Origin of the sequence: Pseudomonas sp. CAM1A (assembly GCF_047501685.1) — a bacterium.
Classification (GTDB): domain Bacteria; phylum Pseudomonadota; class Gammaproteobacteria; order Pseudomonadales; family Pseudomonadaceae; genus Aquipseudomonas.
Genome location: NZ_JBFNXP010000006.1, coordinates 64,302 through 83,506 on the forward strand (window position 1 = coordinate 64,302; position 19,205 = coordinate 83,506).

Genomic DNA, 19,205 nt, shown 5'->3' on the forward strand with positions numbered 1-19,205 from the left:
TCAACGCCGCCGCTGCATCCAGGCAGCCCCCAGCCCGCTGAGGCAGATTATCGCGATCCCCGCCAGGCTCGTGCCGTCCGGCACCTGTGCGAACACCACCCACCCCAGCAACCCGGCGAACACGATCTGGCAATAGCTGAACGGCGCCAGCAACGCCGGCGCGGCATGGCGGAACGCCTGGGTCAGCAGCAGGTGCGCGGTCATCCCGCAGCCGCCCAGCGCCAGCATCAGCGGGACATGCGGCCACTGCGGCGTCTGCCAGAAGAACGGCACCAGCGCCGTCATGATCAGCGTGTTGCACAAGCCCGCGTAGAAGTTGCTGGTGGTCGGGCTGTCATGGGCCGCCAGCTTGCGCGTCAGCAACTGATAGAAGCAAAAGCCCAGGGCCGAACCGAAGGGGAACAGGATCGCCGGGGTGAACATCGCCCCTCCCGGATGCACCACTACCAGCACGCCGACGAAGCCCATGACCACCGCCAGCCATTGTCCCGGGGTCACCCGCTCCCCGAGCAGCGGCACCGACAATGCGGTGACCAGCACCGGGGCGAGGAAGTTGACCGAGGTGGCTTCCGCGAGCGGCAGGTATTGCAGCCCGGCGGTGAACAGCAGGCTGGTGCTGAGCAGGCTCAGCGCACGCAAGGTCTGCAACAGCGGCCGGCGGGTGCGCAGTACCGCAAGGCCGGCCTTGGGCAGGAAGATCCCGGCCATCAGCAAGGTGTGCACCAGGTAACGGACCCACACCACCATGATCACCGGATAGATCCCGCCGAGGAATTTCGACAAGCCGTCGTGGCTGGCGAACAGGAAGGTGGCCACCACCACCAGGGCGATACCGCGCAGCGGCTGGTTGACTCCGGACAACGGTGTACTGGAACTCATGGGGCTCTCGGGCGATTGCCCCGGCATCGCGCCCGGGCATGGGCGGATTCTAGAAGAGAAGCCAGAGGGTGGACAAAGCATTGTGGTCCAATCAGTACATTCCGTTCGCTGATCGGCCACTTTCCCACATCCCTTCGCTGCCTGCGAGGGCGCAAACCCTGCTGGTGCTCGCCCTTTCAGTGCAATCGCCGGGTCACCAGGAAGTTGCGCAACGACGGCTCGTCATCCAGGGCAATCTCCCGCACCGTACGGGGCAAGTCGGCCACTACCGCCTGACAGAACGCCAGGGCCGGGGCATCCTCGCCGTAGCACCGCACCAACCAGTCGCCTTGACCCTCCCACAGCGTGCGCCGCGCGACCGCCAGGCCCACGCCCTGGCGGCGATACTTCTTGAGCACGAACAGGTCGGCCAGCTCCCAGGCGTCAATGCCGGGCAGCTCGCTGCGCTCGATAAGCAGGAAGCCGGCGATGAAACCGTCCACCAGTATCAGGCTGGCGCTCCAGCCCGGGGTTTGCCAGTAGCGGCTGAAGTGCGGCTCGTGGAGGTAGAAGCGCCCATCCGCCTCGACATCTTCCTGCTCCCAGTCAGAGGACTCGTAGGCGTAGAACTGGTAGAGGTTGCGCACCAGGTCGGCATGCTCGGGGCCGGTCTGGAGCAGTTCGACAGGGAGGGTCATGGAACAGGCTCGATGAATGCGGGAGCGCGAGTCTACCTCGGCGCTCAGGCGTTTGCAGCGCGGCGGCGGCGCATCCATCCTCGCGGCTCGTTGCCACGACGATGGATGCGGGTTTTGTCACGCCTGCGGCAGGGCCGCCACCGCGTCCACTTCCACCAGCATGCCGTCCAGCGCCAGGCGCGGCACCGGGATCAAGGTGCAGGTCGGGGTCATCCTGCCGCCCCAGGCACGCTCGGCCTCGGCCACCCACTGGCGCAGCCGTGCCTCGGAATGGTCAACCACCAGCAGGGTGAGCTTGCACACGTGCTCCAGCGTTGCCCCACGGGAAGCCAAGGCGATCTTCAGGTTCACCAGGGCCTGACGCGCCTGCTCGTCGAAACGTGCCGACAACTTGCCCTGCAGGTCCTCACCGCCTTGACCTGCGATATACAGCAGGCGGCTGCCGGCGCGTACCTCGGCGACGTGGGAATAGGCATTGCCACTGGGGTCGTAGAGGCCCTCGGGGTTGCTCAGGGCAAAGGCGGCTGGCTGGGTCATGGTATCGCTCCATCGATGGAAAGAGTGGCCGAGTATCAAACCTCAGGTTAAGTCGAGGTCAAGCCCCGCCCGCCACACCTTGATCGGCGCCTATTTTTCCTGCAACACCGCCCTGCCCTTCACCGCGCGCGGCCCACGCCAGGCCCAGAACAACAGGCCCGGGAACGGCGCGTAGACGACGAACACCACCCATAGCATTTTGCGTTCGGCGCGCCGGTCGCTACCGATGATGTGCCAGATGGCCCAGATTTCCAGAAGGATGACGACGAGCGCGACAACGAACCAGATTGTTCCGATTTCCATGAGTCTTCTCCTATTGGCTGTACTGGCTTGGGTTGTCGCGCGCGCCGAGGGTTCACTCGGATCTTGTCCGGCCCATGGCCCACTGGCACAGTGATCGGCCGCCCTGCACCGCACCCTGGGAGCCCTCATGCCATTCGATCCGACGCTGCTTGCCCAGGCCCGCCACGTGGTGGTGTTCACCGGAGCCGGGGTGTCCGCGGAAAGTGGCATCGCCACGTTTCGCGACAAGCTGACCGGCCTGTGGGCGCGCTTCGACCCGGCGCAGCTGGCCAGCGCCGAGGGCTTTCGCGCCGACCCGGCGCTGGTCTGGGGCTGGTACCAGATGCGCCGCGCCGGGATCGCCAAGGCCACGCCCAACGCAGGCCACCTGGCCATCGCCGCGCTGGCGGCGCAGGTGCCGAAACTGACCCTGATAACGCAGAACGTCGATGACCTGCACGAACGCGCCGGCAGCCGCGCCGTGCTGCATCTGCACGGGCGGCTGGATGCCTTTCGCTGCCTGGACTGCGCGCGCCCGGCGGATGAGCCCGTGGCGCTGCCCGAGGAGGCCACTCACGGCTGCCGTATGGAACCACCGCGCTGCGCTTGCTGCGCCGGGCCGCTGCGCCCCGGTGTGGTGTGGTTTGGCGAGATGTTGCCCGAGGCGGCGCTGGAGCAGGCATTCACCGCCGCGCAGCAGTGCGATGTACTGCTGTCGGTAGGCACCTCAGGCCTTGTACAGCCGGCGGCCTCGATACCTCGCATGGCACTGGCGGCAGGGGCAACGGTGGTGCATGTCAATCCGCAGCCTGTGCCCTGCGAGCACCCGCGGGCGTTCATGCTGCCCGGCAAGGCGGGCGAGGTCCTGCCGCAACTGCTGCGCCAGGCCTTCGCCTGAGCTACCGGGCAGGCCGGTTCAGCGGCCAGCCTGGTCCAGCGCAGCCTTCAAGGCATCGGCATCGGCGTAGCTGTTGCGCGCTGCCATCACGCCGTGATCCAGCGCCAGCCACAGCACCTTGCCTTCGTCCCCGGCATAGCGGCTGGCGACCCGGCCTTCGCGGTCGAGCAGTACCCGATAGCTATAGTCGCGCATGGCCGGGATGGCGAACAGCTTGCTGATCAGCGCCGGCATGCGCTGGATATCCGCGACGAACACGGCATGCCGCGCCTCCAGGTAGCCTTTGGGCTGCTCGGCCAGGGCCGCATTGACCAGCTTGGCACCATCCATGTCGCGGGCGACCAGCAGGATGCGGGTGTCGGCCCCCAGGCTGTAGGGCTGGTCGTACTGGTCGAGCAAAGTCCAGGGCGCGAGGGTTTCGCCAGGTTGCGCGGCGTGGGCCACGAGCGCCAGCAGGCTGAGCAGAAGTGCGGCGGCGTATTTCATGAGGGTCGAGTCCGGTTCGTGAGGGCCGTCAGCATAGCCCAAGCCGCCGCCGTTGACAGGCTCAGCGCAATTGCCCGGCAATCAGCCCCACGGCAATCAGGATCATCACCGCGCCAGACAAACGCCCCACTGCCTGCGCCGCGGCGGGCCGGGTGCGCAACACAGCCTTGGCACCAAAGCCGACCATCAGGTAGATCACCAGCGAACTGCCCAGGTGCACCAACCCCAGCAGCAGGATCTGCAGCGGCAACGGCCAGCTCGACTGCGGGTCGGTGAACTGCGGCAGCAAGGCCAGGAACAGCAGGAACACCTTGGGGTTGAGGCCGCTGACGCACAGGCCCTTGAATGCCCAGCGCGACCCCGAGTCCTGTTCACCACCCGCGCCCGCTTCGGGTACTGCCGGGCTCAGCAGCAGGTTGCCGCCCAGCCACAGCAGGTAGATGCACCCCGCCAAGGTCAGCAAGGTCAGCGCCAGCGGGTGACCGGCAATCAGGCTGCCGACCCCGGCAGCCACCACCAGGGTGACGAGCAGATGCCCCGACAGCATGCCCGCCACCGCCGGCACGACCCAACGCCCGCGCATGCCGGCCGAGATGGCGTAGGCCCAGTCGGCGCCGGGGGTGATCACGAACAGCAGGGAAACGGCCCAGAACGCCGTCAGTACACTCATGGCCATTTCGAGCCTTCCTTTCACACAGGTTTCGGTGAAAGAAAGACTACGGATATCGCCCAGGGATTTTCTTTCGTATATTCCCCGGAACAAGCCAAACATTGGAAGAATCTTCCCCATGGATCGAACCGATCGAAAGATCCTTGCCGAGCTGCAAAAAGATGGGCGCCTGTCAGTGACCGACCTGGCCGAGCGTGTGGGCTTGAGCCTGTCGCCCTGCCACCGGCGCCTCAAGGCGCTGGAGGACTCAGGCGCCATCCTCGGCTATCACGCCCGCCTGGCCCCAGCAGCTCTGGGCCTGAACTTCGCCGCGCTGGTGTTCGTGACCCTGCGCGAGGTGACCCGCCAGCCGGTGGCGGACTTCGAGGCGGCGCTGGGGGAGATACCGCAGATCGTCGAGGCCCAACGCCTGTTCGGCGACCCCGACTACCTGCTGCACGTGGTGGCCAGGGACCTGCCGGCCTTCCAGAAGCTGTATGACGAGCAACTGACCAGCATTCCCAATGTGAAACGCCTGAGTTCGACGCTGGTGATGAAGGAAGTGATTCAGGACCGGCTGCTGCCGATGTGACCCCGGGGCCACTGTCCGGATGCGGCCTACAGGCAGGTGGCGGCTGCCGCGCGCCGGCGCAGGGCCATGCCGTCGTTCTTCTGCGCGTAGTAGTCGACCCGCGTGCCGCCGGCCTGGGCGTAGACGTCGACGAACGACTCGGCCTCGCGGGTGTACACCGTGAAGCCGCCTTGCTTGCGGGCCTCCAGGTAGCCGCTGGCGTCGACCCCGAAGGTGTTCTCTTCCTGCCAACTGAACTGGATGCACTGGGCCACCAGATCCGGCGTCTTGTGCGAATCCAGCTGCGCGGTGGGTGCGCCGCTGCGCGCCGCTTCCATGGTCGACGATGCACAGCCCGCCAGCAGCAGCGCCACGGTGATCGGCAGAATTGCTCGCATGTTCCATCCTCGGGACAAAAAAAGAAGGTGACTCTAGCACTGCCGGGGCATCAGGTGAATCACCGCCGCCGTTCATCGCCGCCGCAATAAAATCTTGCGCGACAAAGAACCAAATTGACCGCCTCGTGTCTCAGGATGTACCGCGTAAACCCTTGCGGATCAAGGACCTATAACGTGATGAAACGCTTTGCAAGCCTTTCCATGGTCGCCACCCTGCTGCTGCTCGGTGGCTGCTACAGCAACCATTACCACGACGATGACGATGGCTGGCGCGACCGTGACCGCGGCCACCGTCACCACCATCGCCATGACCGCGACGATGACGACCGCCAGTACCGTGACCGCTACTACCGCTGAAACGTCCTTGCAACCCTGACTCGCCGCGACCGTGCGGCAATCTACCCCTGATGACTCCCCTGAGGTTCATAACATGCGTCTGACTCTGCCTTCCCTCGCCCTCGGCCTGCTGCTCTGCCAGGGCGCTTTCGCCGGTGACGGCACCGCAGCCATCGGCGGCGGCCTGGGTGGCGCCCTCGGCAACGTGGTGGGCAAACAGATCGGCGGCAGCACCGGTGCGGCCATCGGCGCCGGCCTCGGTGGCGCGGCCGGCAGCGCGGTGGGCGCGCGCAAGGGCAACCGTACCGAAGCGGCCATCGGCGGTGGCCTGGGCTCGGCGGGCGGTTCGCTGATCGGCGGCAAGCTCGGCGGCTCCAACGGTTCGACCATCGGTGCCGGCCTGGGCGGCGCGGCCGGTGGCGCCATCGGCAACCACATGGGCGACAACAACCGCAAGCACAAACGTCGCCACTGATCCCGACGGTCGACGGCTCGAAGCCAAACAGCAAAAGGCGGCTGCCCCTAAGGGACAGCCGCCTTTTGCTTTGGCGCGATTCCAGCGCTAGCCAGCGCCCCGCAGAAATTCATGAATCAAAGGAATGACAGCAATCCAATAAATCGTTTGCGGATAACCCGGCACGCTTCGATATTCACGCCATCGAATCACAGGCGCCGCGCACATGAATCAGCCAAGCATCAGCCAGTCCATTGCCATCGTTCACCCGATCACGCTTTCCCATGGTCGCAATGCCGAAGTCTGGGATATCACCGGCAAGCGCTACATCGACTTTGTCGGCGGCATCGGCGTGCTCAATCTGGGCCACTGCAATCCGGCGGTGGTCGAAGCGATCCAGCAGCAGGCCACGCGCCTGACCCACTACGCCTTCAACGCGGCGCCCCACGGCCCCTACCTGGAGCTCATGGAGCGCCTGCGTGAATTTGTCCCGGTCAGCTACCCGTTGGCCGGCATGCTCACCAACAGCGGCGCGGAAGCGGCGGAAAACGCGCTGAAGGTCGCCCGCGGCGCCACCGGCAAGCGCGCCATCGTTGCCTTCGACGGCGGCTTCCATGGCCGCACCCTGGCCACCCTCAACCTCAATGGCAAGGTTGCCCCATACAAGCAACGCGTGGGGGAACTGCCAGGCCCGGTCTATCACCTGCCCTACCCCAGCCCGGATACCGGGGTGAGCTGCGAACAGGCGCTCAAGGCGATGGAGCGCCTGTTCAGCGTGGAACTGGCGGTGGAGGACGTGGCGGCGTTCATCTTCGAGCCGGTGCAGGGTGAAGGTGGTTTCCTCGCCCTTGATCCGAGCTTCGCCCAGGCCTTGCGCCGCTTCTGCGACAGTCACGGGATACTGATCATCATCGACGAGATCCAGTCCGGCTTTGGCCGCACCGGGCAGCGTTTCGCCTTCCCCCGATTAGGTATCGAGCCGGACCTGCTGCTGCTGGCCAAGAGCATCGCCGGTGGCATGCCCCTGGGCGCGGTGGTCGGCCGTCAGGAGATCATGAACGCGCTGCCCAAGGGCGGCCTGGGCGGTACCTACTCGGGCAATCCGATTGCCTGTGCGGCGGCCTTGGCGAGCCTTGCGCAGATGACCGATGACAACCTCGCCACCTGGGGCGAACGCCAGGAACAGGCCATCGTCGCACGCCATGCACGCTGGAAAGCTGCAGGATTGTCCAGTTCGCTCGGCCGCCTGACCGGTGTCGGCGCCATGCGCGGGCTGGAGTTCGTCAACGGCGATGGCAGCCCGGCACCGGCGCAGTTGGCCAAGGTGCTGGAGGCGACGCGTGCCAAGGGGTTGCTGCTGATGCCCAGTGGCAAGGCGCGGCATATCATCCGCCTGCTGGCGCCGCTGACCATCGAGGCCGAGGTGCTCGAGGAAGGGCTGGATATCCTCGAGCATTGCCTGGCTGAGCTGGGGTAAGGCTTACAGGCCCAGCTCTTCGGGGGTGGGCATGTCGCATTCGAAGGCGATCCAGCCGCCTTCGAGTTCGGCGTGACCGTTGACGATCAGGCCGTAGTAAGTGAGGCCGTTCTCCAGCGTGACGCAGATGTGCGTGGCGCCTTTTTCCGGTGCCGCGAGCGTTCCGACGAAATGCACCTTCTTCAGCACTTCGGTTACCGCCTCGAGGCCCACGCGCATGTTGCTGTTTTCCGAAGCCTCGGTGTCGCCCCCACGGTCTTCGGCGCTGACGGTTACGGTGGCGATGTAGGGGTACTTGCTGCTCAAGCGGGGTTACCTCGGGGTATTGGGGCGGATAGTGGCGCCAAGGGTACGGCAGACGACCGTGGTTGTCTCTAGCGCCCTCATCGCGAGGCCTGCAAAAGGTGATCTGAATGCCCCGATCTGTTAGGGTGCCCGCCGATGCACGCCAGACCACGCGAGGATACCGAGTGAGCGCCGAACAACCCCTGATCGCCGACCTGTTCGAGGTCGACAAACGCCTGACCCTCAAGCCCGTCGTGGACTTCAACGCCTACCTGCGCAACGCCTTCGGCGACGGCCCCTGCCGCTGCCACCGCTGCGTCGAGGGCAATGGCGACGAGAGCACCTACAGCCACCGCCACAGCTTCGAACTGGAAGGCCGCACCCTGCACCGGCGCTTCGCCAGCACCGCCGGCAGCGACGTGCTGATGGTGCTGAAGAAGGCCTGGCTGTCCTACACCAAGGCCGAACTGATCACCGTCGGCGCACTGGACATGGCCACCCTCAAGGCCTTCACCGACGCTGCCCTGCACGAACGCCTGCTGGCCCTGCTGCCGGCCAGCGGCCTGGCCCGCGAAACCGACGGCCAGTGGCAGTTGCAGGTGCTCGCCGACTGACGGTCGCCCCGGCAGGATTCTCCCGCTCTGCTACCGTGGGAGAATCCTCACCCCGCAGGTGACCCGCCATGGCCCGCACGACCCCCATCGAGCTGTACCGCAACATCGGCATTGTCGCTCACGTGGATGCCGGCAAGACCACCACCACTGAGCGGATCCTGTTCTACACCGGGGTCAACCACAAGATGGGCGAGGTGCACGACGGCGCCGCGACCATGGACTGGATGGCTCAGGAGCAGGAGCGCGGCATCACCATCACCTCGGCGGCCACCACGGCCTTCTGGCAGGGCTCGACCAAGCAGTTCGAGCACAAGTACCGTTTCAATATCATTGACACCCCCGGCCACGTCGACTTCACCATCGAGGTCGAGCGCTCGCTGCGCGTGCTCGACGGCGCGGTGGTGGTGTTCAGCGGCGCCGACGGGGTCGAGCCACAGTCCGAGACGGTGTGGCGCCAGGCCAACAAGTACCATGTGCCGCGCCTGGCCTACATCAACAAGATGGACCGTCAGGGCGCGGATTTCCTGCGTGTGGTCAAACAGATCGACCAGCGCCTGGGCCACCATCCGGTGCCGATCCAGCTGGCCATCGGCAGCGAGGAAAATTTCATCGGCCAGATCGACCTGGTGAAGATGAAAGCCATCTACTGGAACGATGCCGACCACGGCACCAGTTACCGCGAAGAAGAGATCCCCGCCGAACTGCAGGCGCTGGCGGACGAATGGCGCGCGCACATGATCGAAGCCGCCGCCGAAGCCAATGACGAACTGACCATGAAGTTCCTCGAAGGTGAAGAACTGACCGTCGACGAGATCAAGGCAGCCCTGCGCCAACGCACCATCGCCAACGAGATCGTGCCGACCATCCTCGGCTCATCGTTCAAGAACAAGGGCGTGCCGCTGATGCTCGACGCGGTGATCGACTACCTGCCCGCCCCGTCCGAAATCCCGGCGATCAAGGGCACCGACCCGGACAACGAAGAGAAGCATCTGGAACGCCACGCCGACGATAACGAACCGTTCTCGGCCCTGGCCTTCAAGATCGCCACCGACCCGTTCGTTGGCACCCTGACCTTCGCCCGGGTGTATTCCGGCGTGCTCAGCTCCGGCAATGCGGTGCTCAACTCGGTCAAGGGCAAGAAGGAGCGCATCGGCCGCATGGTGCAGATGCACGCCAACCAGCGCGCCGAGATCAAGGACGTGTGCGCCGGCGATATCGCCGCGTTGATCGGCATGAAGGACGTGACCACCGGCGACACCCTGTGCGACATGGACAAGCCGATCATCCTTGAACGCATGGATTTCCCCGACCCGGTGATCTCGGTGGCGGTGGAGCCCAAGACCAAGGGCGATCAGGAGAAAATGGGCATCGCCCTGAGCAAGCTGGCCCAGGAGGACCCGTCGTTCCGGGTCAAGACCGACGAGGAAACCGGCCAGACCATCATCTCCGGCATGGGTGAGCTGCACCTGGACATCATCGTTGACCGCATGCGCCGCGAGTTCAACGTCGAGGCCAATATCGGCAAACCTCAGGTGGCCTACCGCGAGAAGATCCGCAACACCTGCGAGATCGAAGGGCGTTTTGTTCGCCAATCGGGCGGGCGCGGCCAGTACGGCCATTGCTGGATCCGCTTCGCCCCGGGCGACGAAGGCAAGGAAGGGCTGGAGTTCGTCAACGAGATCGTCGGCGGCGTGGTGCCGCGCGAGTACATCCCGGCGATCCAGAAAGGCATCGAGGAACAGATGAAGAACGGCGTGCTCGCCGGCTACCCGCTGATCAACCTCAAGGCGGCGGTGTTCGACGGCTCGTACCACGACGTCGACTCCAACGAGATGGCCTACAAGATTGCCGCCTCCATGGCCACCAAGCAGCTGTCGCAGAAAGGTGGCGCGGTGCTGCTGGAACCGGTGATGAAGGTCGAGGTGGTGACGCCCGAGGAGTACCAGGGCGATATCCTCGGCGACCTGAGCCGGCGCCGGGGCATGATCCAGGATGGCGACGAGACCCCGGCCGGCAAGGTGATCCGTGCCGAGGTGCCGTTGGGCGAGATGTTCGGCTACGCCACCTCGATGCGCTCGATGACTCAGGGCCGGGCGAGCTTCTCGATGGAGTTCACCCGCTACGCCGAGGCGCCGGCGAGCATTGCCGATGGGATCGTCAAGAAGAATCGCGGGGAGGCATAACGCAAATCGCGGGGCAAGCCCGCTCCCACCAGACGTCACGTGGGAGCGGGCTTGCCCCGCGATGCGTCAGTGCTGCTCCCCTGCCCGCTTGAGCAGCTTCTTGCAGCGCTCGGAAAGGTGCACCACCCGCAAATGCTTGCCCGCCTTGGCATAGCGCTCACGCAGGGTCTTGAGCGCCGCGATCGCCGAGTAGTCGACAAAACTCAGGTGCTGGCAATCCAGCGTGACCTTGGCCGGATCGTTGGCCGGATCGAACTGGTTGAGAAACGGCGTCGTCGATGCGAAGAACAGCGTGCCATGCACCTGGTAATGCTTGCTCCCCTCGGCGTCCTCATGACTGTCGGCATACAGCTCGCGCGCGTGCTGCCAGGCAAAATTGATGGCCGCGATGACGATGCCGAACAGCACCGCCGTGGCCAGGTCGGTGAACACCGTGACCACGGTCACGGCGATGATCGCCAGCACATCGCTCACCGGCACCTTGTGCAGCACCCGCAGCGACGCCCAGGCGAAGGTCTGCTGGGCCACCACGAACATCACCCCCACCAGCGCCGCCAGCGGAATACGCTCGATCAACGGCGACAGGAACAGCACGAACAGCAGGATCATCACCCCGGCCACCACGCCCGACAGTCGGCCACGACCATTGGAGCTGAGGTTGATCACGGTCTGCCCGATCATCGCGCAGCCGCCCATGCCACCGCACAGGCCCGAGACCATGTTGGCCGCGCCCAGGGCCACGCACTCGCGGTCCGGGTAGCCGCGGCTCTCGGTGACCTCGTCGGTGAGGTTCAGGGTCAGCAGGGTTTCCAGCAGGCCGACCATGGCCATCAGCACCGCGTAGGGCGCGATGATTTTCAAGGTCTCGAGGTTCCAGGGGATGTCCGGCAGCGCCAGTGTCGGCAGGCCGCCGGCGATGTGCGCCATATCGCCGAGGGTGCGGGTTGGCAGACCCAGCAGATAGACCAGCAGGCCGACGCCGAGGATCGCCACCAACGCTGGCGGCACGGCGCGGGTCAGCCTGGGAAGCACGTAGACCACCAGCATGGTCAGCGCCACCAGGCCGATCATCAGGTACAGCGGCGCGCCGCTGAGCCAGTGCTCGCCTTCCTTGAAGTGCTCCAGCTGGGCCAGGGCGATGACGATGGCCAGGCCGTTGACGAAGCCGAGCATCACCGGGTACGGCACCAGGCGCACCAGTTTGCCCAGGCGCAGCGCGCCGAACAGGATCATCACCAACCCGCCCAGCAGCACCGTGGCCAGCAGGTATTGGACGCCGTGCTGCACCACCAGGGCGACGATGACCACCGCCATCGAGCCGGCGGCGCCGGAGATCATCCCCGGGCGGCCGCCGAACAGCGCGGTCAGGGTGCAGATGATGAAGGCGCCGTACAGGCCCATCAGCGGGTTGAGGTGGGCCACCAGGGCGAAAGCGATGCACTCCGGTACCAGGGCGAACGAAGTGGTGAGGCCGGCGAGCAGGTCGGCGCGTAGGCGTGCGGGTTTCATGGGGGTCCTGTAAGCAGCCCCGGCGCAGAACGTTGTGTGGGAGCGCCTGAGGAGTGAGCCTGAAGTCGAGGGCCGCGATGTTACGGAATTTGCCTGACTACAACCACTGAAAAGCCGACCTGTGCCTGCCGCTGTGATCCACAACCAGCAAGATGCCAACAAATTTGCCATCATGTCCATTCCACCCGCGGAGATCATGGACATGCCGCTACGCCCCCTCCTCGCCTCGCTGCTGCTGGCCGCCAGCCTTACCGCCCAGGCCGCCACCGAGGTCATTCCCCTGCAACACCGCAGCAGCGCCGAACTGCTGCCCGCCGCCCAGTCCTTCCTCGGCAAGGACGGCAGCGTCAGCACCTTCGAGGACAAGCTGATCGTCAACGCCAGCCAGGAACGCATCGACGACCTGCGCGCCCTGCTGCAACAGCTCGACACGGCGCCCAAACGCCTGCTGATCAGCGTCGACAACAACGACAGCAACTTCCAGGACAACCGCGGCAATGCCCGCGTGATCCACTACGGCACCGCCAACCGCGAAGGCGGCATGCAGCAGGTGCAGGCCAGCGACGGCCAGCCGGCGCTGATCCAGGTGGGCCAGAGCATCCCCGTCACCAGTAGCTCCACCGACGGTTACGGGCGCATCCAGAGCAACACCGAATACCGCAACGTGACCCAGGGTTTCTACGTCACGCCACGCCTGAGCGGCGACACGGTTCGCCTGCAAATCAGCACCAATAATGATCGAATGAGCCAGGAACGTGCCGATGTAGTGAAAGTGCAGAGCACCGACACGACCGTCACCGGCAAGCTCGGCGAGTGGATCACCCTGGCCGGGTTCAACCAGCAGAGTCAGTCCGAACGCAGCGCGTCAAGCCTCAGTTACAGCACCCAGCGCGGTGAAAACATGACTTTGCGGGTCAAAGTCGACCTTCTCGACTGACCCCAGACAATTCAAGGCCTCGACCAAGGGCCTTGAAACTGACCGCCAAGTCGCATTAGACCAAATATGTAGTAAGCCGAAAAAAGCACTACAAAGTGTTTGACAGGCTCTTTTCGCCAAGGGCATGATGGCCTCGCTCCCGCTAATCAGAGGCCCTGGCAAGGGTCTTCGAGGTGCGTTTCTCCCACCGTGGAGGCACCTCGTGTCCATACGGCCCACAAGGCGGTTCGACGGGATTGCGACTGCAACGAAGAAGTTGTCCCGAGGGACGGAAGCGCATCACCGCAGTTCTGGCAATCGCGTCGCACCGCAGCAAGGCATCCACGAGCCAACCTGCAGGGCACACCTTCGCCTGGCCTGCCCACCCTTCCCCTTCGCACTTCCCCGTTCGCCGCCGCACTCCCCCGGACAGCACAGCCTGGCCCTCTGACCCGCGTATCCGAGCATCAGCACAATTACACTCAAGATCGATGCGACGAGGTTTATTTCCATGGCACTGACACGCGAACAGCAAATTGCAGCCCTCGAGAAAGACTGGGCCGAAAACCCGCGCTGGAAAGGCGTGACCCGTACCTACACCGCCGCCGATGTCGTTCGCCTGCGTGGCTCGCTGCAACCGGAGCACACCCTGGCTCGCCAGGGCGCAGAAAAACTGTGGAAGCTGGTCACCCAAGGTGCCCACCCGTCCTTCCGCCCAGAAAAAGATTTCGTCAACTGCATGGGCGCCCTGACCGGCGGCCAGGCAGTGCAGCAGGTCAAGGCCGGCATCCAGGCCATCTACCTGTCCGGCTGGCAGGTTGCCGCCGACAACAACTCGGCCGAGTCGATGTACCCCGACCAGTCGCTGTACCCGGTTGACTCGGTGCCGACCGTGGTCAAGCGCATCAACAACTCGTTCCGTCGCGCCGACCAGATCCAGTGGAAAGCCGGCAAGAACCCAGGCGACGAAGGCTACATCGACTACTTCGCACCAATCGTGGCTGACGCCGAAGCCGGTTTCGGCGGCGTGCTCAACGCCTACGAGCTGATGAAGAACATGATCGAAGCGGGCGCCGCCGGCGTGCACTTCGAAGACCAGCTGGCCTCGGTGAAAAAATGCGGCCACATGGGTGGCAAGGTACTGGTACCGACCCAGGAAGCCGTACAGAAGCTGGTGGCTGCCCGCCTGGCCGCCGACGTTGCCGGTGTACCGACCATCATCCTGGCCCGTACCGACGCCAACGCCGCCGACCTGCTGACCAGCGACTGCGACCCGTACGACCAGCCGTTCGTGATCGGCGACCGTACCCGTGAAGGCTTCTACAAAGTCCGCGCCGGCCTCGACCAGGCGATCTCCCGCGGCCTGGCCTACGCGCCGTATGCCGACCTGATCTGGTGCGAAACCGCCAAGCCGGACCTGGACGAAGCCCGTCGCTTCGCCGAAGCGATCAAGAAGGAATACCCGGACCAACTGCTGTCGTACAACTGCTCGCCTTCCTTCAACTGGAAGAAGAACCTGGACGACGCCACCATCGCCAAGTTCCAGCGCGAACTGTCGGCCATGGGCTACAAGCACCAGTTCATCACCCTGGCCGGTATCCACAACATGTGGCACGGCATGTTCAACCTGGCGCACGACTACGCCCGCAACGACATGACCGCCTACGTGAAGCTGCAGGAGCAGGAATTCGCCGACGCCAGCAAAGGCTACACCTTCGTGGCGCACCAGCAGGAAGTGGGCACCGGCTACTTCGACGACATGACCACTGTGATCCAGGGTGGTGCTTCGTCGGTGACCGCTCTGACCGGTTCGACCGAGGAAGAACAGTTCCACTGAGTTTGCTGAACTGTTGAAAAAAAAGGCCCGGGGCTTGTGAAAGCCCCGGGCCTTACTTATTGCCTGCGCCTCCCTCATCGCGGGGCAAGCCCGCTCCCACGCAGGTTCCACGACCGCAACGTGGGAGCGGGCTTGCCCCGCGACAGCGCCGGTACAGGCAATACCGCAGATCAGGTCTATGCTTGTGGCTACCCAGCAGCAAGGACCGCCCATGCCTCGTCCAAGCCACCTGATCCTGATCGCCACCGCAGCCGCCGCCCTCTATTTATATGCGCTGGCCAGCGACAACGCCCTGCTTGGCCTGCTGGTCAAACCCATTCCGGTACTGGCCCTGATCGCCTGGCTGGCCAGCACGCCCACCACGCCCTACCGTCGCTGGATCATGATCGGCCTGGCCTTCTCGGTACTCGGCGACATCCTCCTGGCCATCCCCCGTGATCTGTTCGTGTTCGGTCTGGCCGCGTTCCTCTGCGCCCACCTGGCGTACCTTCGCGGTTACTGCAGCCTGACCCAGCGCCCAGCCTACCCCTCACTGACCCTCGCACTGCTGGTGGGCGCCTCGCTGTTCGGCCTGCTAGCCAGCCATGGCCTGGGCCCACTGCTGATCCCGGTGGCGCTGTATGCCCTGGCGATCGGCTGCATGCTCTGGCGCGCACTGGCCTGTGGCGGTGTCGCCGCACTGGGTGCCTGCGCCTTCGTCTTCTCTGACAGTTTGATCGGCATCGACCGCTTCGTCAGCCCGTTCGCCGCTGCCGAGTACCTGATCATCCTTTTCTACTGGCTCGGCCAATGGCTCATCGCCGCGTCGGTCAGCCGCAGCGCAAACGTCAAAGTATTGATCCAGAGCGGTACGCGCAGCGTCGGAAGCTGCTAGAACGAGAGTTTTTCGCATTTGCAAGTAGGCAAATCGGCAGATGAACTTTGCAAGGCCCAGAACAGCTAAAACAGTGCAGTCCAGGTTAAATGATATTAATTATCATTACGCAACTAGCCAGTCATTACGCGGGGTAAGAAACATAATTAACAAATCCGCGTGCAATGCCCGAAACTCAAGGGTTTCAGCCAGTTACGAAAGATTTTTGTTCTTAAAACTACGAATAAATTTGCAACGGAAATTTTACTTGCACTGGGTTTACCCATAAAATCAGCGCGATTGATTCAGCTGCGACATTTGGTCACTGCGTCTGCGACACCACGTCGCCGCTCTACTTATTTCAGACTGCAGAGCTGGGTCTCTGTATAAGGATTTCTAGCATGTCCGATTCGGCAGGACTCATCGCCCACAACTGGGGCTTTGCCATCTTCCTCCTGGGTGTCGTCGGCCTGTGTGCCTTCATGCTCGGCCTGTCCAGCCTGCTCGGTAGCAAGGCCTGGGGTCGCGCCAAGAACGAACCCTTCGAATCCGGCATGCTGCCCGTCGGCAGCGCCCGCCTGCGCCTGTCCGCCAAATTCTATCTGGTCGCGATGCTGTTCGTGATCTTCGATATCGAAGCCCTCTTCCTGTATGCATGGTCTGTGTCCGTCCGCGAAAGCGGCTGGACCGGATTCGTCGAAGCTCTCATTTTCATAGCAATTCTGTTGGCAGGTCTTGTCTACCTATGGCGCGTCGGGGCGCTCGATTGGGCTCCCGAAGGTCGCCGCAAGCGGCAAGCGAAGCTGAAACAATGAGGCTTTGGCATGCAATACAATCTCACCAGAATCGATCCGGACGCACCCAACGAGCAGTATCCGGTCGGTGAGCGGGAAACCGTCACCGATCAACTGCTGGAAGACCAGGTCCACAAGAACATCTACATGGGGAAACTCGAGGATGTGCTGCGTGGCGCGGTCAACTGGGGTCGCAAGAACTCCCTCTGGCCGTACAACTTCGGCCTGTCCTGCTGCTACGTGGAAATGACCACGGCCTTCACGGCGCCCCACGACATCGCCCGCTTCGGCGCCGAAGTCATCCGGGCCTCGCCGCGTCAGGCCGACTTCATGGTCATCGCCGGTACCTGCTTCGTGAAGATGGCGCCGATCATCCAGCGCCTGTACGAGCAGATGCTCGAGCCCAAGTGGGTCATCTCCATGGGTTCGTGCGCCAACTCCGGCGGCATGTACGACATCTACTCGGTCGTTCAGGGGGTCGACAAGTTCCTCCCCGTGGACGTGTACGTGCCTGGCTGCCCGCCGCGCCCCGAAGCGTTCCTGCAAGGCTTGATGCTGCTGCAGGAGTCGATCGGCCAAGAACGACGCCCGCTGTCCTGGGTGGTTGGCGATCAAGGCATCTACCGTGCCGAAATGCCAGCCCAGAAGGACCTGCGTCGCGAACAGCGCATTGCGGTAACCAACCTGCGCAGCCCCGACGAAGTCTGATCCAGCGACCTGCCGCCCGCTCCCGAAGGAGCCGGCGGCCTGGCTTCATTCTTAACGCTGACCCAAAGCGACCGAGACCATGACAGCGGACAACGCTATTTATATTCCGCCTTACAAGGCTGACGACCAGGATGTGGTCGTCGAACTGCACAACCGATTCGGCGCCGACGCTTTCGTCGCCCAGGAAACCCGCACCGGCATGCCGGTACTGTGGGTAAAGCGTGCCCAGCTCAAGGAAATCCTCACCTTCCTGCGCAACGTCGCCAAGCCGTACAGCATGTTGTACGACCTGCACGGCGTCGACGAGCGCCTGCGCACCCAGCGCCGCGGCCTGCCTGCCGCCGACTTCAGCGTGTTCTACCACCTGCTGTCGGTCGAACGTAACAGCGACGTGATGATCAAGGTGTCGCTCAGCGAAGGCGACCTGAACCTGCCGACCGTCACCGGTATCTGGCCCAACGCCAACTGGTACGAGCGTGAAGTGTGGGACATGTTCGGCATCGACTTTGCCGGCCACCCGCACCTGAGCCGCATCATGATGCCGCCGACCTGGGAAGGTCACCCGCTGCGCAAGGACTACCCGGCCCGCGCCACCGAATTCGACCCCTACAGCCTGACCCTGGCCAAGCAGCAGCTTGAAGAAGAGTCGGCACGTTTCAACCCCGAAGCCTGGGGCATGAAGCGTTCGGGCGCCAACGAGGACTACATGTTCCTCAACCTCGGCCCCAACCACCCTTCGGCCCACGGTGCCTTCCGTATCGTTCTGCAGCTGGACGGCGAAGAGATCGTCGACTGCGTACCGGACATCGGCTACCACCACCGTGGTGCCGAGAAGATGGCCGAGCGCCAGTCGTGGCACAGCTTCATCCCCTACACCGACCGTATCGACTACCTCGGCGGGGTGATGAACAACCTGCCGTACGTACTGGCGGTGGAGAAGCTGGCCGGCATCCAGGTGCCGCAGAAGGTCGACGTGATCCGCATCATGCTCGCCGAGTTCTTCCGCATCACCAGCCACCTGCTGTTCCTGGGTACCTATATCCAGGACGTCGGCGCCATGACCCCGGTGTTCTTCACCTTCACCGACCGCCAGCGCGCCTACACCGTGATCGAAGCGATCACCGGTTTCCGCCTGCACCCGGCCTGGTACCGCATCGGTGGCGTTGCCCACGACCTGCCGCGCGGCTGGGACAAGCTGGTCAAGGACTTCGTCGAATGGCTGCCCAAGCGCCTCGACGAGTACACCAAGGCCGCCCTGCAGAACAGCATCCTCAAGGGCCGGACCATCGGCGTCGCCGCCTACAACACCAAGGAAGCCCTGGAATGGGGCACTACCGGTGCCGGCCTGCGTTCCACCGGTTGCGACTTCGACCTGCGTAAAGCCCGCCCTTACTCCGGCTACGAGAACTTCGAATTCGAAGTGCCGCTGGCCCACAACGGCGATGCCTACGATCGCTGCATGGTCCGTGTCGAGGAGATGCGCCAGAGTATCCGCATCATCGACCAGTGCCTGCGCAACATGCCGGAAGGCCCGTACAAGGCGGACCACCCGCTGACCACGCCGCCACCGAAAGAGCGCACCCTGCAGCACATCGAGACCTTGATCACCCACTTCCTGCAAGTCTCGTGGGGCCCGGTCATGCCGGCCAACGAGTCGTTCCAGATGATCGAGGCGACCAAGGGCATCAACAGTTACTACCTGACGAGCGACGGCGGCACCATGAGCTACCGCACCCGGATCCGTACCCCGAGCTACCCGCACCTGCAGCAGATCCCTTCGGTGATCAAGGGCAGCATGGTCGCGGACCTGATCGCGTACCTGGGCAGTATCGACTTCGTTATGGCTGACGTGGACCGCTAAG

At 64.1% G+C, this 19,205-nt stretch carries 22 protein-coding genes; 13 read left to right on the forward strand and 9 right to left on the reverse strand.

What is annotated here, in order from left to right:
* The 4 genes from ABZO33_RS15760 to ABZO33_RS15775 all read right to left on the reverse strand — a co-directional run bounded on the left by ABZO33_RS15760 (position 1) and on the right by ABZO33_RS15775 (position 2,396).
* Positions 1-879 (reverse strand): DMT family transporter, encoded by an 879-nt coding sequence (locus ABZO33_RS15760; protein ID WP_414536796.1) that lies wholly within the window; start codon positions 877-879, stop codon positions 1-3.
* 176 nt (positions 880-1,055) lie between these two features.
* Complete coding sequence (locus ABZO33_RS15765) at positions 1,056-1,556, reverse strand: GNAT family N-acetyltransferase (protein ID WP_414536797.1); 501 nt, start codon at positions 1,554-1,556, stop codon at positions 1,056-1,058.
* Between the two features lie 117 nt (positions 1,557-1,673).
* Complete coding sequence (locus ABZO33_RS15770) at positions 1,674-2,093, reverse strand: RidA family protein (RefSeq protein WP_367858849.1); 420 nt, start codon at positions 2,091-2,093, stop codon at positions 1,674-1,676.
* A gap of 90 nt (positions 2,094-2,183) precedes the next feature.
* A complete protein-coding gene (locus ABZO33_RS15775; protein WP_031315336.1) occupies positions 2,184-2,396 on the reverse strand; it encodes a PLDc N-terminal domain-containing protein in 213 nt (70 codons plus the stop codon).
* Positions 2,397-2,523: 127 nt separating this feature from the next.
* Between ABZO33_RS15775 and ABZO33_RS15780 the strand changes: the two genes are divergently transcribed.
* Positions 2,524-3,273, forward strand: a complete 750-nt coding sequence (locus tag ABZO33_RS15780; RefSeq protein WP_414536798.1) for an SIR2 family NAD-dependent protein deacylase — start codon at positions 2,524-2,526, stop codon at positions 3,271-3,273.
* Positions 3,274-3,291: 18 nt separating this feature from the next.
* Here ABZO33_RS15780 and ABZO33_RS15785 read toward each other — a convergent pair whose 3' ends face one another.
* Entirely contained in the window at positions 3,292-3,759 is a 468-nt protein-coding gene (locus ABZO33_RS15785) for an FAD/FMN-containing dehydrogenase (RefSeq protein WP_414536799.1), read from the reverse strand.
* A gap of 61 nt (positions 3,760-3,820) precedes the next feature.
* A complete protein-coding gene (locus ABZO33_RS15790; protein ID WP_414536800.1) occupies positions 3,821-4,435 on the reverse strand; it encodes a LysE family translocator in 615 nt (204 codons plus the stop codon).
* Positions 4,436-4,547: 112 nt separating this feature from the next.
* On the opposite strand from ABZO33_RS15790, the gene ABZO33_RS15795 reads away from it, so the two are divergent.
* Entirely contained in the window at positions 4,548-5,000 is a 453-nt protein-coding gene (locus tag ABZO33_RS15795; protein ID WP_414536801.1) for an Lrp/AsnC family transcriptional regulator, read from the forward strand.
* Between the two features lie 26 nt (positions 5,001-5,026).
* Here the strand turns inward: ABZO33_RS15795 and ABZO33_RS15800 are convergent, their stop codons facing one another.
* Entirely contained in the window at positions 5,027-5,377 is a 351-nt protein-coding gene (locus tag ABZO33_RS15800) for a hypothetical protein (protein ID WP_414536802.1), read from the reverse strand.
* Positions 5,378-5,554: 177 nt separating this feature from the next.
* Between ABZO33_RS15800 and ABZO33_RS15805 the strand changes: the two genes are divergently transcribed.
* From ABZO33_RS15805 to ABZO33_RS15815, 3 genes are all read left to right on the forward strand, one after another.
* Positions 5,555-5,734 (forward strand): hypothetical protein, encoded by a 180-nt coding sequence (locus ABZO33_RS15805; protein ID WP_186733683.1) that lies wholly within the window; start codon positions 5,555-5,557, stop codon positions 5,732-5,734.
* A gap of 73 nt (positions 5,735-5,807) precedes the next feature.
* The gene (locus ABZO33_RS15810) at positions 5,808-6,188 is read left to right on the forward strand and encodes a glycine zipper domain-containing protein (protein WP_046855049.1); all 381 of its coding nucleotides are present in this window, start codon (positions 5,808-5,810) and stop codon (positions 6,186-6,188) included.
* A gap of 205 nt (positions 6,189-6,393) precedes the next feature.
* Positions 6,394-7,644 (forward strand): aspartate aminotransferase family protein, encoded by a 1,251-nt coding sequence (locus ABZO33_RS15815; protein WP_414536803.1) that lies wholly within the window; start codon positions 6,394-6,396, stop codon positions 7,642-7,644.
* Between the two features lie 3 nt (positions 7,645-7,647).
* Here the strand turns inward: ABZO33_RS15815 and ABZO33_RS15820 are convergent, their stop codons facing one another.
* Complete coding sequence (locus tag ABZO33_RS15820; protein ID WP_046855047.1) at positions 7,648-7,950, reverse strand: hypothetical protein; 303 nt, start codon at positions 7,948-7,950, stop codon at positions 7,648-7,650.
* Between the two features lie 164 nt (positions 7,951-8,114).
* Here ABZO33_RS15820 and ABZO33_RS15825 point away from each other — a divergent pair, with 164 nt between their 5' ends.
* Together ABZO33_RS15825 and fusA are read left to right on the forward strand one after the other, a co-directional pair.
* A complete protein-coding gene (locus tag ABZO33_RS15825) occupies positions 8,115-8,543 on the forward strand; it encodes a hypothetical protein (RefSeq protein WP_414536804.1) in 429 nt (142 codons plus the stop codon).
* 68 nt (positions 8,544-8,611) lie between these two features.
* A complete protein-coding gene (gene fusA, locus ABZO33_RS15830; RefSeq protein WP_414536805.1) occupies positions 8,612-10,726 on the forward strand; it encodes an elongation factor G in 2,115 nt (704 codons plus the stop codon).
* Positions 10,727-10,792: 66 nt separating this feature from the next.
* Here fusA and ABZO33_RS15835 read toward each other — a convergent pair whose 3' ends face one another.
* Complete coding sequence (locus tag ABZO33_RS15835) at positions 10,793-12,235, reverse strand: SulP family inorganic anion transporter (RefSeq protein WP_414536806.1); 1,443 nt, start codon at positions 12,233-12,235, stop codon at positions 10,793-10,795.
* 172 nt (positions 12,236-12,407) lie between these two features.
* Here ABZO33_RS15835 and ABZO33_RS15840 point away from each other — a divergent pair, with 172 nt between their 5' ends.
* The 6 genes from ABZO33_RS15840 to nuoC all read left to right on the forward strand — a co-directional run bounded on the left by ABZO33_RS15840 (position 12,408) and on the right by nuoC (position 19,204).
* On the forward strand, positions 12,408-13,172 hold the full coding sequence (locus ABZO33_RS15840) for a secretin N-terminal domain-containing protein (RefSeq protein ID WP_172670884.1): 765 nt from the start codon (positions 12,408-12,410) through the stop codon (positions 13,170-13,172).
* Positions 13,173-13,662: 490 nt separating this feature from the next.
* Positions 13,663-14,988, forward strand: coding sequence for an isocitrate lyase (gene aceA / locus ABZO33_RS15845; RefSeq protein ID WP_023630475.1), 1,326 nt, complete (start codon positions 13,663-13,665; stop codon positions 14,986-14,988).
* A 211-nt stretch (positions 14,989-15,199) separates the two neighbouring features.
* Entirely contained in the window at positions 15,200-15,862 is a 663-nt protein-coding gene (locus tag ABZO33_RS15850) for a lysoplasmalogenase (protein ID WP_414536807.1), read from the forward strand.
* A gap of 380 nt (positions 15,863-16,242) precedes the next feature.
* Positions 16,243-16,656 carry an NADH-quinone oxidoreductase subunit A gene (locus ABZO33_RS15855; protein ID WP_028692461.1) on the forward strand — a complete coding sequence of 138 codons (414 nt, stop codon included), beginning with the start codon at positions 16,243-16,245 and terminating at the stop codon, positions 16,654-16,656.
* Between the two features lie 9 nt (positions 16,657-16,665).
* Positions 16,666-17,343: a NuoB/complex I 20 kDa subunit family protein gene (locus ABZO33_RS15860; protein ID WP_008096180.1), complete on the forward strand. Its 678-nt coding sequence runs from the start codon at positions 16,666-16,668 to the stop codon at positions 17,341-17,343.
* A gap of 79 nt (positions 17,344-17,422) precedes the next feature.
* Positions 17,423-19,204 carry an NADH-quinone oxidoreductase subunit C/D gene (gene nuoC / locus ABZO33_RS15865; RefSeq protein ID WP_217869188.1) on the forward strand — a complete coding sequence of 594 codons (1,782 nt, stop codon included), beginning with the start codon at positions 17,423-17,425 and terminating at the stop codon, positions 19,202-19,204.
* The last annotated feature ends 1 nt before the right edge of the window (position 19,205 follow it).